This is a genomic window from Streptomyces doebereineriae, assembly GCF_031845645.1.
Classification (GTDB): domain Bacteria; phylum Actinomycetota; class Actinomycetes; order Streptomycetales; family Streptomycetaceae; genus Streptomyces; species Streptomyces canus.
Map to the genome: position 1 here is coordinate 113,776 of NZ_JAVREZ010000016.1, position 13,754 is coordinate 127,529.

The window sequence follows — 13,754 nt, forward strand, 5'->3', positions numbered from 1 at the left end:
GGCGTGCCTTTCGTCAAGGGTTCGGGCGGTCTCGGCCAGCCTACGCCAGCCCTCCCGCAAGCCCGACCTCAGGCCGTGTACGCGCCGATCAGCAGCCCCGCGTACGCCCCCGTGATCAGGAACGGCCCGAACGGGATCGCCGTCTTGCGTCCCGCCCTGCCCACCAGGACCAGGACACCGCCGTAGAGCGCGCCGAGCAGGAAGCCGGCGAAGGTGCCGAGGAGCACGGTGTCCCAGCCGTACCAGCCCAGGACCGCCCCCGCCCCGAGCGCCAGCTTCACATCGCCGAAGCCCATGCCGCCGGGGTTGATCCGCCACAGCACCCAGTAGCCGACGCCGAGCGCGAGGGCGCCGAACAGGGAGTTCAGCCAGTTCCCGGCGTGCTCGGGCACCAGCGAGACCGCCCCGAGCAGCGCGAGTGCGGCGGCCGCGAGGGGGAGGGTGAGCGGGTCGGGCAGTCGTCGTACGCGCAGGTCGATGACGGCGAGCAGGACGCCCACGGGGGCGAGCAGCAGCCAGACGGCGATCTCCGGGTGGGTGCCGGTGGCGGCGGCGAGGGCGGCGCAGAGGAGGGCGGTGACGGTGGAGAGGACGGGGGTGCCGGGACCGTACGACTGCTGTGTGCCGCATGTCCCGCACCCCGCCCGCCCGAGCCGGCCGCCCAGCGGGTGTCCGGCGGGGCAGGTCTCCCGCCACGGTTCCCCGGGCGGGACGGAGTAGCGGTAGGCCGCGCGTGGCAGCAGCGAACCTGCCGCCGCTCCCCACAGTGCGGCGACGGCGACGAGCAGTTCCGTCACCGCTCGACCTTCGACATCCGCGCCTCGGGGTATCCCTCGGCCTCGCTCTCCGACGTGTACTTCAGGTCGTCGCCCACCGCGGTGAGGCGGACGGTGTGGGCGGTGGGGTTGCAGCCGGCGTGGTTGTCCTTCGCGCCGACGGCCGTGGTGACGAGCTCCGTCTCGGTGACCTGCTTCAGCGTGAGGACATCGGTGCACTCGGCCCCGATCGCGTCGGTCTGCCGCAGCCGGCCCAACTCCTCGCCGACGCTCACCTTCTTGACGGTGATCCGGAAGGTCCCCATCGGCAGACTCCCTCCGAGACCGCTGCCCTGCCCCTCCCAGGTGCCGAGATAGCGGGCAGGGATCTCGGAAGGCCCGCTCGGCGCCGCGCTGGACGACGAGGAGGACGCGGACGGAACGGAGGATGCGGACGGCGCGGAGGCCGACGGTACGGACGTCGGGGCCGAGGAGTAGGCGTCGTTGCCGGGTCTGGTGCTCGCCGAGTCGTCCTGGCCCTGCCCCGGCAGCAGGTCGAACACGAACACCGACCCCACGGTCACCGCGGCCAGCGCCCCTGCGACCGCGAGCGCCACGGTGCAACTCATCCGGCGCCCGCGGCCGCCCTCTCCGGGCGTGGCGGTGGCGGCGACGGAGACGGAGAGCCGACCGGGACCGGGGCGCTTGTCGGAGGGCACCACTGTCTCGTGCGGCACCGCGTCCCGGGGCTCGGGCACAAAGGGCCCGCCCGTGGGAGCCGCCGGCGTGACCGGGAACGCCGGGGGCCCGGCCGCGGCAGCCGGAGGCGCCCCCGCGGAGACCGCCGGCATCACCGGCGGCGGCCCGAACGCCCCCACCGTCCCCGCCGCGCCCCCACCCACCGAAGGACTACTGAACCCCACCGGCCCGGACGCCTGCTCCCCCGTCCGCTCCCCCGTCGCCTCAAGGTTCAACAGCTGTACGGCACTACGCCCCACCTGCTCGACCAGCGCCCCCGGCAGCCACCCCGCCGTCACCAGCCGTGCCGCCCCCTCAGGCGCGAGCCGTCGGGCCAGTTCCTCCGGAGTCGGCCGGTCCTGCGCCGACTTGGACAGGCAGGCCCCCACGATGTCCCGCAACTCGCCGGTCAGTGATCCGAGTTCGGGCTCCTCGTGGACCACCTTGTAGAGGAGCGAGGCCGAGGAGTCCCCCGGGAAGGGCGGTACCCCCGTGGCCGCGTACGCCAGCACCGCGCCCAGGGAGAAGACGTCCGCCGCCCCCGAGACGCCCTTGCTCAGGATCTGTTCGGGGGACATGTAGCCCGGCGAGCCGATGGAGACGCCGGTGGAGGTCAGGGACGCGGTGCCGTCGGTGGCGCGTGCGATGCCGAAGTCGATGAGGAGGGGGCCGTCGACGGTGAGCAGGACGTTGGAGGGCTTCACGTCCCGGTGGACGAGCCCCAGTCCGTGCACGGCCGCGAGCGCCTCGGCAAGGCCCGCCCCCAGGACTCGTACGGAATGCTCGGGCAGCGGACCCCCGTCCGTGACCGCCGAGGCCAGGGAAGGGCCCGCCGCGTACCCCGTGGCGACCCACGGCACCGCCGCCTCCGGATCCGCGTCGAGGACCGGCGCGGTCCAGGCCCCGCCCACTCTCCGCGCCGCGTCGACCTCGCGGCGGAAGCGGGCGCGGAACTCCTCGTCGAGCGCGAAGTGCGGGTGCACGATCTTGACGGCGACCGTGCGGCCCCCGGCGCTGCGGCCGAGATAGACCCGGCCCATGCCGCCGGAGCCCAGTCGGCCGAGCAGCCGGTAGGGCCCCACGGCGGTGGGCTCGTCGACTCCCAGCGGCTGCATACCGGCCTCCCCCATAAGGTGCAGATGCAGATTAGGGCTGAAGCAGTTCCACCTTCACGTCCCCGGGGAAACCCGTCGTCGGCCCCACCCTCCGCGCGAACTCCGTGACCGCCGCCAACTGCGGGGCTCCGAACCGGAAGTCCAGCGTCGTGAAGTACTTCTCCAGGACCTTCTCGTCGAAGGCCTCCCAGCGGGCCGCCTGCTCCGCGACCTTGCCGACCTCCTCCAGGGAGAGGTTCCGGGAGGCGAGGAAGGCCTCGTGGACCTTGCGGGTGATGACCGGCTCGCGTTCGAGATAGTCCCGGCGGGCCGCCCACACCGCGAAGACGAACGGCAGCCCCGTCCACTCCTTCCAGAGCGAGCCGAGGTCGTGCACCTCGAGGCCGAAGCGCGGGCCGTCGAGGAGGTTCGCCCGCAGGGCGGCGTCTCCGATGAGTACGGCCGCCTCCGCCTCCTGCATCATGAGGCTGAGGTCGGGCGGGCAGGTGTAGTAGTCGGGCCGGACGCCGTAGCGCTCGGCGAGGAGGAGCTGGGCGAGGCGTACGGAGGTACGCGAGGTCGACCCGAGGGCCACCCTGGCGCCGTCCAACTCGTCCAGCGGGACCTGCGAGACGATGACGCAGGACATGACCGGGCCGTCGCAGCCGACGGCGATGTCGGGGAAGGCGACCAGGTCGTCCGCGTTCTTGAGGAACTCGACGAGGGTGATGGGCCCGATGTCGAGGTCTCCCTGCACCAGCTTCTCGCTGAGCTTCTCCGGGGTGTCCTTCGTGAGCTCGAAGTCGAGGAGCGTGCCCGTCCTCGCGAGCCCCCAGTACAGGGGCAGGCAGTTCAGGAACTGGATGTGGCCGACGCGCGGCCGGGTGCGAGAATTGTCCACATCGCGACAGTAGACCCCTTGGGGTACGCTTCGGACTTCGGCCCCACAGTCAACCCCCGCACGATGATTCAAACGTCCGGGTGACGTGATCTTGGCCTCTATTGCTTTCGGCTGCCTGCATGCTAGGCTCGCCGCAAGTTGCAGTTTGGTTTCCCTTGCAGTACAGAGCCTGCGGAGCATGTAACCGCAGGCTCTAGTCGTTTTCAGACATATGCAGTTGTGCGGCACTGTTTTCACACTTGCAGGTTCTGGAGCAGGGCAACCCTTTTGGGCCCAAGGAGGGCTTATGGCTACCGGAACCGTGAAGTGGTTCAACGCCGAAAAGGGCTTTGGCTTCATCGCCCAGGAGGGCGGCGGCCCCGACGTCTTCGTCCACTACTCCGCGATCAACGCGAGCGGCTTCCGTTCGCTGGAGGAGAACCAGCAGGTCTCCTTCGACGTGACCCAGGGCCCGAAGGGCCCGCAGGCGGAGAACGTCACCCCCGTCTGATCCCGACTCATAGGCGATCCAGCCTCTGATCCGGACCTGAAAGCAGTACCCAAGGAGCCCCGCGCCGCACGGTAGCGGGGCTCCTGCCTTTGCTTTTACATGTGCTGCATGACCAGCACGAATGTCGTGCCGGGGGTGAGCGCCTCGTACGAATGGGCCACATCTCCCCGATACGTCATGTAGTCGCCGGGCTCCAATTCGACCTCCTCCCCCACCGGTCCGGCCTTCACCCGCCCCGTGCCCACGATCAGATGCTCGACCGAGCCCGGAATGTGCGGCTCCGATTCCCGTACGGTGCCTGGTTCGGCCCGCAGGTGGTAGATGTCCCGTCGCGCTCCGGGCGGGCTCGCGGAGAGCAGGGTGGCCGCGAACTCGGCCTTTTCCGAGGCCACGGTCGGCCCCTGTCCCGCCCTGATCACCTGCACGGACGGCGCCGGCGGCTCCACCAGAGCACTGAACGGCACCCCGAGCGCCACCCCCAGCGCCCACAGCGTCTCCACGCTCGGATTTCCGCTCGCCGCCTCCAGCTGGGACAGCGTGGACTTCGCGATTCCGGCTCGCTTGGCCAGCTCGGAGAGGGAAATCCCGGCGCGGGTGCGTTCGCGGCGCAAGGAGGCGGCGATCCAGTCCAGGGGGAGCCGGGGCGGGAGGCTGTCGGACATGACGTTCGCTCCATCGGTACGATCGTTCGCCTTGACGAACATGGCGGCTACCGTCCAGTGTAGTGAACATGCGTACGGCAGAGCGAACAGCCTTGGTCCGTGACAGTGCGCTCGTCTGGCTCGCGAGCGGAGTCGTGGGCGTGTCCTTCGGCGCGATCGCCGTCACCGGCGGCCTGCCGGTGTGGGTGCCGGTGGTGATGTCCCTGGTGGTGTACGCGGGCTCCGCCCAGTTCAGCGCGGTCGGGGTGCTGCTGGCCGGGGGCGGTCCGGTCGCCGCGGCGGTCACCGGCCTGTTGCTCAACACCCGTACGGCCGCCTTCAGTCTGGCGGTCGCGGACATCCTCGGCCCGGGGCGGGTCGCCCGCCTCCTCGGCGCGCACCTGGTCACCGACGAGACGGTGGCCTTCGCCCTCGCCCAGCAGGATCCGGCGCGGCGCCGGGCGGCCTTCTGGGTCTCCGGGCTCGGCCTGTTCGCCGTGTGGAACACCGGCGTCCTGGCCGGGGCCCTCGCCGGGGACGCCCTGGGCGACACCGGCACCTACGGCCTGGACGCGGCCTTCCCCGCCGTCCTCGTCGCCCTGGTGCTGCCGGCCCTGCGCGGGTCTTCGGCGATACGACGGTCCGCGCTGCTCGGCGCCGGGCTGGCCCTGGCGGTGACGCCGGCGGTCCCGGCGGGGGTGCCGGTGCTGGTGGCGCTGGCGGGCCTGGTCCTCCACGGCTGCAGGAGGCCGGCGTGAGTGCGACGGTCGCGATGATTCTGGCGCTGGCGGTGGGGACGTACGCCTTCCGGCTGGTCGGGCCGGTGCTGCACGGGCGGGTGGAACTGCCGGAGCGGGTCCAGGAGTTGCTGGGCGCGGGTGCCGTCGTACTGCTGGTGGCGCTGCTGGCTACGGGGGCGCTGACGGAGGGCGGCGGTTTCGCGGGGTGGGCGCGGCCGGCCGGGGTCCTGGTGGGGGCCGTGCTGGCGTGGCGGAGGGCGCCGTTCGTGGTGGTGGTGCTGGGGGCGGCGGCGGCAACTGCCGTACTGCGGGCGGTTGGAGTCGCCTGAGTGTCAGTGGGGGCCGCTAGGGTCCCCGGCCATGACCGACACCGACTTCGTGACCGCCACCCGCACCTTCTACGACACCGTCGCCGAGGACTACGCCGAGCAGTTCCGGGACGTTCTCACCGTCAGTCCACTGGACCGGGTCCTGATGGACGGGTTCGCCGAGTTGGTGGGGGCCGGCGGACGGGTCGCCGACCTGGGCTGCGGGCCCGGGCGGGTCACGGGATACCTGGCCTCCCTCGGGCTGTCCGTCTTCGGGCTCGACCTGTCCGAGTCGATGCTGGCCATCGCCCGCCGGGAGAACCCGGGGCTGCGGTTCCAGCGGGGCTCGATGCTGGAACTGGATCTTCCGGACGGGGCGCTCGCCGGTGCCGTGTCCTGGTACTCGTCCATCCACACCCCGGTGGGCGAACTCCCCCGTCTGTTCGCCGAGTTCCACCGCGTGCTGGCACCGGGCGGGCACCTCCTCATCGCCTTCCAGGCCGGCGACGAGGACCGGCATCACGACCGACCCTGGGGGCGCCCCGTCGCGCTGACCTTCCGAAGGCGGCAGCCGGAGCAGATCATCGGGTTGCTCCGGGCGGCCGGGTTCGCGCTCGTCTCACGGACAGTGCGCGAACCCGGCCCCGAGGAGGTGTCGCAGCAGGCCTTCCTGATCGCCCGCCGCCCCTGACGCTCAGCCCACGGTGTAGGAGTACGGGATCCCGATCAGCTCGGACCCCATGACGCCCCCGAAGGCCGAGTCGGCGTCGACGTAGACCGTTCCGTGGACGACCGTGCCGACAGGTGCGGTCGGGGTCAGGGTGAGCTTCATCGTCGCCGTCCTGCCCGCGGCGGCGGCGACCGGGTTCCAGTCGGCGTCGAGGTCCCAGAACTCACCGGTGGAGGCCTTGGCCGCGGGGTCGAACGACTGGGTCGTGGCGGTGAGCGTGACCTTCGCGGTGCCCTTGCCGGCGGGCTTGTCCCCGAAGGGGCCCGGATCGGTCACCTCGGTGCTCCACAGCCCGGAGGCCAGCTGGCCGGCGAGGGCGGTGGCGACCGTCGTGTCACCGGTGCCGGCCTCCCCGAACACCATCGGAGAAGCGGTCCAGGGGTACATGTTCAGGTCGACCGGCCGGTCGGCGGTGGCCGTTGCGACCAGCTTGGTGGTGTGCGAGGGCACGAACCAGCCCAGGCCCCCCTCGTTGATCTTCGCCGTCCCCGACTTGTCGCTGCCGTTCTCGACGAGGGCGATCTCGCCCGTGGTGTCGAGCCTCGGGTCGAGGTAGTAATGCCGCTCCGCCGGGCCGGAGTTGGGCACCCGGACGGGGACGGTGAGCGTGCTGCCGCGCTTGAGGACGCGGGACGGGCTGTCCGGCAGGCCGGGCGCTGTCGCCGTCATGGAGTCGAGGCGGACCTTCCCGGTGACCTTCTGGCTGAAGGCCTTGCCGCTGATGGCGTCGGGCAGTCCGACGATCAGCGTCCACCGTCCCGCTGCCGGGCGGTGGGCGGTCAGGCTCGAGTACTTCGTCGGGACGCTGTTCTCGTCCGCGGTCCGGTCGGTGTCCCGGGCGAGGATCTGGCCGTCGGGGCTGACCAGGTAGTACACCAGGGTGGTGGCGGGGTCCTCGGCCGTGAGGTCGATGGTCAGGTCACGCCTGCCGGGCGGCACGTCCAGGTAGTAGCCGTTCGTCTGGCCGACGTCCCGGCCGACGCCGCCGGTGATGATGGCGGCGAAGGAGGTGCTGTGTCCGCGGGCCGGGTCGATGGGGATCAGCGTCCGGCGGGCCACCGGGAGGGAGACACGGGTCCCCGTGTCCGAGGCGAACTGCAGGGAGAAGGGTGCGTCACCGGCCGTGCTCGGCAACGGGATCCGCACCGGGAACCGCGCGATGCCGCCCGCCGGGACGGTCCGGGTCTGCTCGGGGACGCCGGCCGAGGTGTAGCGGTGGCCGGTGATCCGGACGGTGACCGGGCCGCGGTAGGTGCCGGGCTTCAGGGGCTTGTCCTGAAGGTGCATGCGGCCGTTGTTCCACACCAGCTTGACGGTCCAGGTGCCGGGGCGCGGGTCGTGGACGTCGACGTGCTGGTAGTTGCTGTTCAGTCCGTAGCCGTCGTAGTCGTAGCTGACCTGCGTCAGCCGTCCGGCCGGATCGACCAGGATCAGCGCGAGCTTGCCGGAGTCCGCGGTGCCGGGCCACACCATCTCGGCGTCCAGGAGCGGGGTTCCCTTGGGCACCTTGACGGTGAACGGCCGGGCGGCGAGCTTGCCCTCCTGGTCGTTCCCGGCGAGCGGGGAGCCGACGGTGACCTTGTGCTGGGTGCGGAAGGTCCGGTCGCCGACCGTGCGGGAGGTCATCGTGACCCGCTGCGGCCGACCGGCTGTGTTGGTGAGGGTGACGGAGGTGTGCCGCTCACCGCCCGGCCGACCGACGACGCTCAACTGGCCGATGGACGGGACCAGTTGGTCGGCGTGTCGGTCGATGGTGTTCAGGGCCCTGGCCGCCTGGACGGCCGCGCCGGTGTCCAGCAGTCCCGCGCCCTGCTCGTCGGCGGGGACGTGCAGGTCGGTCGCCGTGCCGGTCAGGATTCGCTTGACCAGGTCCGGCGACGGCCGCACCCCGCCGTGTGCGTCCTTGTACGCCTGGATGACGTCGGCCGCCGCTCCGGCCGCGAAGGGGGCCGCCTGGCTGGTCCCGCCGAACACCTGGGTGGGCAGGGCGCAGTCGCTCCAGCGCGGGTCGACGGTGCAGGCGGCCATGCCGACCATGCCCGGCGCCACCAGATCGACCAGCTTGTTGTCCTGGGTCGTACCGCCGGAGGACAGCCCGGTGATGTTGTCGCTGGTCCACTTGCGGTAGCCGTAGCCCTGCGCCGCCAGCCGGAACGACGTGGTGGCGCCGACCCCGATCACGTTCGGGTCGCTCGCGGGTGAGCCCACCGTGCCGGACGTGCCGGAGTCGCCGCTGGAGGCGACCACCGTCACCCCGGCGGCAACAGCGGCGTCGTCGGCCAGCCGGACGGGGTCGGTGGCCGCGTCGGGGTAGACGTTGGACCCGAAGGACTGGCTGAGGACGTCCGCGTGGTGCTCCACCGCGTACTGGATGGCCCGCACGAACCCGGAGGTGAAGGCCTGCGCGCCGAACACCTTCAGGTCCATCAGCTGCGCGCCGGGCGCGAAGCCGCGCACGCGGAAGGTGCAGCCCTTCGGCAGCTTGGCGTACGGCAGTTGGGCGGACATGTCGTAGGTACGGCTGCCCTGTGCCGCGATGGCACTGGCGTCACCGAAGGCCTCGCCGCCGCTGGTGTCGGCGTTCACGCCGTCCCCGCTGAAGTCCTCGGAGTCGGTGACCACACGGCTGCCGTCGGGGCGGACGAACTCGGGGTTGGCGGCGTCCATGCCCTCGGCGAAGAAGGCGACCTTGACCCCCTTGCCGGTGGCGGTGCGCTGCGCCGCGTCGGTGTGCGTCAGCTGGAGCGCCTCGGGTTCGAGGAGGGGCTTGGCCGGGTCCTTGGGGCAGGTGGTGCCGGGTGCGGTCCCGCCCGTGGCGGTGACCGCGGAGGCCGTGGTGGCGGAGTCCGCGCCGGGCCGTCGTATCGGAAGATCCGGCACGACCGCGGCCACCCGCCGGTCGTCGCGTATCCGCGCCATCGCGGCCGGATCCAGCGTGGCGGAGACGGCGTTGATCAGGCTCATCCCGTGCACGCGGGTGGCCCCGCTCTTCTTCAACTGCGCCACGACGGGCGCCTGGTCGTCGGCCGCGGCCTGACCGCGCTTCACGGCCTGCGTGCGCATCGGGAGGTCGGTGAGCTGGTCTCGCATGACGACGATGACGCGCTGCGGGGAGCCGCTCGCGCTGTCGCCCGCCGCCTGTACGGGGGTGGCGCCAAGAGAGAAGGCGCTCAGCAGGACCGTGCCCGCGAGCGCCATTCTTCTTCTGTTGTTGTTCATGGAGTTCTCCGCTGGTGGGGGGTGCGGGACGGCTGAGACAGCCGTCGCCGATGATCTTTCGCCCCAACTGGTGAACTCCGCCAGATACTTCGCGTCAAGGGATCTTCAAGGTTTCAAGAAAGGGGGCCCTGGAGCACCCCCGCCAGATCCCGGGCCGCGATGTACCCGAAGGTCATCGCGGGACCGATCGTCGAGCCCGCGCCCGCGTAACTGTGGCCCATGACGGCCGCGCTGGCGTTCCCGGCGGCGTACAGGCCGGGGACGACGGAGCCGTCGGGCCGCAGGACGCGCGCGCGGGCGTCGGTCACCAGGCCGCCCTTGGTCCCCAGGTCTCCCGGGACGAGCCGGAAGGCGTAGTACGGGGGCAGCCAGAGCGGCGCCAGGCAGGAGTTCGGGAGGACCGACGGGTCCGTGTAGTAGTGGTCGTAGGCGCTGTCGCCGCGCCCGAAGTCCGGGTCGTCGCCCTTCAGGGCAAGGGAGTTGAAGCGGTCGACGGTGGCGCGGAGGGCCGCGGCGGGGACGCCGATGGAGGCGGCCAGGGCGTCGACCGTCCAGGCCTTGTGGGCGGCGCCGGAGCCGTACCAGTCGTCGGGGAGGACGAAGGTCGGCGCGATGTCCTTGAAGAGGTACCGGTTGCGGTAGTTCTGGTCGACGATCAGCCAGGACGGGATGTCGGGGTCGGTCGGGTTCCGGTCGTACATGGTGTGGACGACGTCGCTGTAGGGGGCGGCCTCGTTGACGAACCGCCGACCGGCCGCGTTCACGATGAGCCCGCCGGGAAGGGTGCGTTCGGCGAGACAGAAGTACGGGTCGCCGGGGAGCGGGATGGCCGGCCCCCACCAGGCGTCGTCCATCAACGCCACGTCGGCGCCGAGTCGCTGTCCCGCCCGGATGCCGTCCCCGGTGTTCTCCTTCGCACCGACCGTCCACTCCGTGCCGATGGGCCGGCGCTGATACTGCGCCCGCATCGCCGCGTTGTGCTCGAAGCCGCCGGAGCCGACGATCACGCCCCGGCGGGCGCGGTAGAGCCCAGCAGGGGTCACCGCTCCGGCGACGGCGCCCTTGTCGACGTAGAGCTCGGTGAGGGGGGTGTTGAGCCGGACGGCGACTCCGGCGTCCTGGAGTCCCTTCCGCAGCCCGGCCGCCAGCGACTGTCCCATGGTGAGCGGCGTCTGGCCGAGCAGGGCCGCCTTCGTGCCGCGCGCCAGGCACTCGGCGGCGACGGCGGCGCCCTTGACGCTGACGGCGGACAGGGCGAGCCACTTGTAGTCGGCGCTGAACACGACCAGTCCGGCGGGGACTTCGAGGTACGGCGGGTTCAGGCGGGCGAGTTCGGCGCCGAGGAGTTTGCCGTCGAGCTGGTCGGGCTCGATGGAACGGCCGCCCGGCAGACCGCCCGGGAGCTCGGGGTAGTAGTCGCTGTACCCCTCCATCCAGCGGAAGCGGAGCGGGCTGTTGGCCATGACGAAGGAGAGCATGGCGGGTCCGTGCGCGAGGAAGGCCCGTTGGCGGCTGAGGGGAACGTCCGGGCCGACCACGGCGGCGAGATAGGCGGCCGCCTTGGCCGGGGTGTCCGGGACGCCGGCGGCCAGGATGACGGGGTTGTTGGGGATCCAGATCCCGGCCCCCGAACGGGCGGCGGATCCGCCGAAGGTGGCCGCCTTCTCCAGAACCACCGTGCTGAGGCCCTGCTTGGCGGCGGCGAGCGCGGCGGTCATGCCGGCGGCGCCGGAGCCGATGACGACGACGTCGTACGTCCCGATCGTCGGCAGGTCGGCGGCGCTCGCGCCCTGTTGCACCCCGGCGGCGACGGCCGCCCCGGCACCGGCGGCCAGCAGGTGTCTTCGGGTCACACTCATGGTCGGGTCCCCCCTGCGGTTGGTATGGACGAAGGGTCCGGAACGTCGCGCGGGGGTCTTGAGAAGTCAAGGGGTGTGCAGGACGGTGAGGGTGTCCCGCCAGGCGAGTTGGCTGAGGAGGGGCCGGAACCGGGTGAGCAGAGCGAGGAGTTCGGGCCCCCACCGCTCCCGGAAGGCCGGGTCCCGGCGGGCGAGGTCGAGTTCGTTGGCGGCGGTGAGCTCGGCGAAGTCCCTGCGCAGGACGAGGTCGGGGGCGTACGTCCGCCCGGTGAACCGGTCCCGGAATCGCGGCTCCAGGAGACGGGGGTATGTCGCCTCGCGGTCGCAGCTCGCGTAGAAGTGCACGATCGCCTCGGCGTCCGGGCCGATCACGGACGCGAGTTCCGTGCGCCGGTCGAGCGGGAGCAGGGCGGTGGGGAAGCCGTCGGTGCCGTAGAAGGCGTGGCAGAGGCCGGCGAGTCGGAGAGCGGGGCGGGCGTCCCAGAGGGCGAGTTGGATGCGGACGCGTTCGAGGTGGGCGAGGAGGGTGCCGCCGGGGTGGGGGGTGCGGTCGGCGCCGAGCCGCCGTAAGAGGGCTCTGGCTTCGTCTGTGGTGGTCGCCTGCACGGGCACCGAACTCCTCGGCGGTAGGGGTGGGTTGGGTCGGCACCCGCTCCTCCCGGGTTGGGAGCGGGTTGCCGCCCGGGGCCCTGAAGAGATCGTCGTACGGGGGCCTGCCCCAGTCAATCCTAAGTATTTGTCGTCGGACCCAAGTGCTAGCTTGGGGGTCATGACCCTCGACGACCTGCGTGTCTTCGTGGCCGTGTGCCGCGCCGGAAGCCTCAGTGCGGTGGCCCGTGAGCTGGACTGCACGCAGTCCGCGGTGAGTCAGCATGTGAAACGGCTGGAGCGGGAGACGGGGGTCAGTCTGCTGGAGCGGCAGCCTCGGGGGGTCGTACCGACGCAGGCGGGGCGGGTGCTGGAGGCGGCCGCGGCGGAAGGGATCGCCGGGCTGGATCTCGCCCTGCGTCGCCTGCGGGAGCTGGTCGAGGGTGAGAGCGGGTCGGTCCGGGTGGCGACCGGCGCGACGACCGTACGGCACTTCATGTCGGACGCGGTGGTGGCCTTTAGGCAGCAACACCCGGACGTCAGCCTGGAGTTCAGGACCGAGAGCTCCAGCCGGGCCTGCTTCGACGCGCTGGCCGACAGCAGTCTCGACCTGGCGTGGATCACGCTGGGCGCGCCGGTGCGGGGCATAGAGCAGCGGCCGGTGATGGAACTGCCGTGGGTGCTGGCGGTACGGGCCGAGGATCCGCTCGCGGGGCGCGCGCACGTCGACGCGGCCGACCTGTCCGACCTACGCCTGATCCGGCTTCCCCCGAACTCCACCTCCGCCGCCCATCTGGACGCGGCCTGCGCGGAGTTGGGGGTCCGGTTCACCTTCGACACGAGCGTGGCGGACTGGGACACGGCGCTGATGCTGGCCGAGCTGGGGCTGGGGCGGGCGGTGGTGCCGTCCCTGCCGGGCCTGGACGTACCGGGCCGGGGTGACCTACGGCTGGTTCCCGTCCCCGCCCTGCGCCCCCTCTCGGTCGGCTGGGCGGTACGCCGCTGGGACGCGCTGTCGCCGTCGGCGCGGGCGTTCGCGGACACCGTGTCGGACACATGCAGCAACGAACTGCCGGTCAGTCCCGCCAGCAGATCCTTCCCTCGGTGACGGAGGGCGCCCCTCCGGACTCCAGCAGGTCGGCCAACGGCTGGAGAAAAGCACCGAGAGACGGCAGGTAGGAGCTCGGGTAGTCGCCCTCGCTGAAGCTCAGGAGGGGGAAGGAGCCAGGAGGGTTCCGCGTGTCCAGGAGGATCCCGTACGGCCCGTCACTCGTCTCCATGATCGGGATCCACGGCGTTTTCCAGTAGCCGCCGTCCCCGATGTCCCGGGCGATGTGCAGGTACTCCGTGTGCTGACGGGCCATCTCCTGGCAGCCGAGGAACCTCATACCGTCCGGGAAGATGATCGAGTCACGGTGCGGGAGGCGAGCGATCCCCCCGCCGGGTATGGGCTTCTCGGAATCCTTCGCAGTACTGCCGTTGTTCATGCGGAGCCAGACCTCGAGGACGTCCGGGATCTCAAAGCCCAGACTCTCGTTCAGGCGCGCGATCTCCTCATCCGAAGCCCCAGGACGAAGCGCCTCCGCACTGGCCGGAGCGTGCCTTTGGAGCCAACCGACGATGCGCTCCCACGCTGAGGAAACCTCGTCGTCCTGTGGCATGCCGGCACACCCTTTCCGTCCCCTGTCCCG

General features: G+C 71.6%; 13 protein-coding genes. 5 read left to right on the forward strand and 8 right to left on the reverse strand.

What is annotated here, in order from left to right:
- Positions 1-68: 68 nt before the first annotated feature.
- Genes RNB18_RS36390 through RNB18_RS36400 form a run of 3 tightly spaced genes read right to left on the reverse strand, consistent with a single transcriptional unit; the run spans position 69 to position 3,488 of the window.
- A complete protein-coding gene (locus tag RNB18_RS36390) occupies positions 69-797 on the reverse strand; it encodes a prepilin peptidase (protein ID WP_311718348.1) in 729 nt (242 codons plus the stop codon).
- On the reverse strand, positions 794-2,608 hold the full coding sequence (locus RNB18_RS36395; protein WP_311718349.1) for a serine/threonine-protein kinase: 1,815 nt from the start codon (positions 2,606-2,608) through the stop codon (positions 794-796). The genes RNB18_RS36390 and RNB18_RS36395 overlap by 4 nt, the downstream gene beginning before the upstream one ends.
- A 31-nt stretch (positions 2,609-2,639) precedes the next feature.
- Positions 2,640-3,488 (reverse strand): menaquinone biosynthetic enzyme MqnA/MqnD family protein, encoded by an 849-nt coding sequence (locus tag RNB18_RS36400; protein WP_059205003.1) that lies wholly within the window; start codon positions 3,486-3,488, stop codon positions 2,640-2,642.
- A 286-nt stretch (positions 3,489-3,774) separates the two neighbouring features.
- On the opposite strand from RNB18_RS36400, the gene RNB18_RS36405 reads away from it, so the two are divergent.
- Entirely contained in the window at positions 3,775-3,978 is a 204-nt protein-coding gene (locus tag RNB18_RS36405) for a cold-shock protein (protein WP_003992177.1), read from the forward strand.
- Positions 3,979-4,073: 95 nt separating this feature from the next.
- Here the strand turns inward: RNB18_RS36405 and RNB18_RS36410 are convergent, their stop codons facing one another.
- A complete protein-coding gene (locus RNB18_RS36410) occupies positions 4,074-4,640 on the reverse strand; it encodes a helix-turn-helix domain-containing protein (RefSeq protein ID WP_311718350.1) in 567 nt (188 codons plus the stop codon).
- Between the two features lie 68 nt (positions 4,641-4,708).
- Between RNB18_RS36410 and RNB18_RS36415 the strand changes: the two genes are divergently transcribed.
- From RNB18_RS36415 to RNB18_RS36425, 3 genes are read left to right on the forward strand one after another with little or no spacing between them, the layout of a single operon-like run.
- Complete coding sequence (locus RNB18_RS36415) at positions 4,709-5,377, forward strand: AzlC family ABC transporter permease (protein WP_311718351.1); 669 nt, start codon at positions 4,709-4,711, stop codon at positions 5,375-5,377.
- Positions 5,374-5,688 (forward strand): AzlD domain-containing protein, encoded by a 315-nt coding sequence (locus tag RNB18_RS36420; RefSeq protein ID WP_311718352.1) that lies wholly within the window; start codon positions 5,374-5,376, stop codon positions 5,686-5,688. The genes RNB18_RS36415 and RNB18_RS36420 overlap by 4 nt, the downstream gene beginning before the upstream one ends.
- 31 nt (positions 5,689-5,719) lie before the next feature.
- Entirely contained in the window at positions 5,720-6,358 is a 639-nt protein-coding gene (locus RNB18_RS36425; RefSeq protein WP_311718353.1) for a class I SAM-dependent DNA methyltransferase, read from the forward strand.
- 3 nt (positions 6,359-6,361) lie between these two features.
- Here the strand turns inward: RNB18_RS36425 and RNB18_RS36430 are convergent, their stop codons facing one another.
- From RNB18_RS36430 to RNB18_RS36440, 3 genes are all read right to left on the reverse strand, one after another.
- Positions 6,362-9,616: a S8 family peptidase gene (locus RNB18_RS36430; RefSeq protein WP_311718354.1), complete on the reverse strand. Its 3,255-nt coding sequence runs from the start codon at positions 9,614-9,616 to the stop codon at positions 6,362-6,364.
- A gap of 113 nt (positions 9,617-9,729) precedes the next feature.
- Positions 9,730-11,475, reverse strand: a complete 1,746-nt coding sequence (kstD, locus tag RNB18_RS36435; RefSeq protein WP_311718355.1) for a 3-oxosteroid 1-dehydrogenase — start codon at positions 11,473-11,475, stop codon at positions 9,730-9,732.
- A 66-nt stretch (positions 11,476-11,541) separates the two neighbouring features.
- Positions 11,542-12,087 (reverse strand): DUF6817 domain-containing protein, encoded by a 546-nt coding sequence (locus RNB18_RS36440; RefSeq protein ID WP_394817730.1) that lies wholly within the window; start codon positions 12,085-12,087, stop codon positions 11,542-11,544.
- A 157-nt stretch (positions 12,088-12,244) separates the two neighbouring features.
- On the opposite strand from RNB18_RS36440, the gene RNB18_RS36445 reads away from it, so the two are divergent.
- Positions 12,245-13,171: a LysR family transcriptional regulator gene (locus RNB18_RS36445; protein ID WP_311718357.1), complete on the forward strand. Its 927-nt coding sequence runs from the start codon at positions 12,245-12,247 to the stop codon at positions 13,169-13,171.
- On the opposite strand, the gene RNB18_RS36450 is transcribed toward RNB18_RS36445, so the two are convergent.
- A complete protein-coding gene (locus tag RNB18_RS36450; RefSeq protein ID WP_311718358.1) occupies positions 13,140-13,724 on the reverse strand; it encodes an SMI1/KNR4 family protein in 585 nt (194 codons plus the stop codon). The genes RNB18_RS36445 and RNB18_RS36450 overlap by 32 nt on opposite strands.
- Positions 13,725-13,754 lie beyond the last annotated feature (30 nt).

Bases quoted from the DNA above. Each gene is read 5' to 3' on its own strand.
- RNB18_RS36445 (WP_311718357.1), top strand. From the start codon at position 12,245: ATGACCCTCGACGACCTGCGTGTCTTCGTGGCCGTGTGCCGCGCCGGA.
- RNB18_RS36405 (WP_003992177.1), top strand. From the start codon at position 3,775: ATGGCTACCGGAACCGTGAAGTGGTTCAACGCCGAAAAGGGCTTTGGC.
- RNB18_RS36450 (WP_311718358.1), bottom strand. From the start codon at position 13,724: ATGCCACAGGACGACGAGGTTTCCTCAGCGTGGGAGCGCATCGTCGGT.
- RNB18_RS36415 (WP_311718351.1), top strand. From the start codon at position 4,709: ATGCGTACGGCAGAGCGAACAGCCTTGGTCCGTGACAGTGCGCTCGTC.
- RNB18_RS36395 (WP_311718349.1), bottom strand. From the start codon at position 2,608: ATGCAGCCGCTGGGAGTCGACGAGCCCACCGCCGTGGGGCCCTACCGG.
- RNB18_RS36430 (WP_311718354.1), bottom strand. From the start codon at position 9,616: ATGAACAACAACAGAAGAAGAATGGCGCTCGCGGGCACGGTCCTGCTG.
- kstD (WP_311718355.1), bottom strand. From the start codon at position 11,475: ATGAGTGTGACCCGAAGACACCTGCTGGCCGCCGGTGCCGGGGCGGCC.
- RNB18_RS36410 (WP_311718350.1), bottom strand. From the start codon at position 4,640: ATGTCCGACAGCCTCCCGCCCCGGCTCCCCCTGGACTGGATCGCCGCC.
- RNB18_RS36425 (WP_311718353.1), top strand. From the start codon at position 5,720: ATGACCGACACCGACTTCGTGACCGCCACCCGCACCTTCTACGACACC.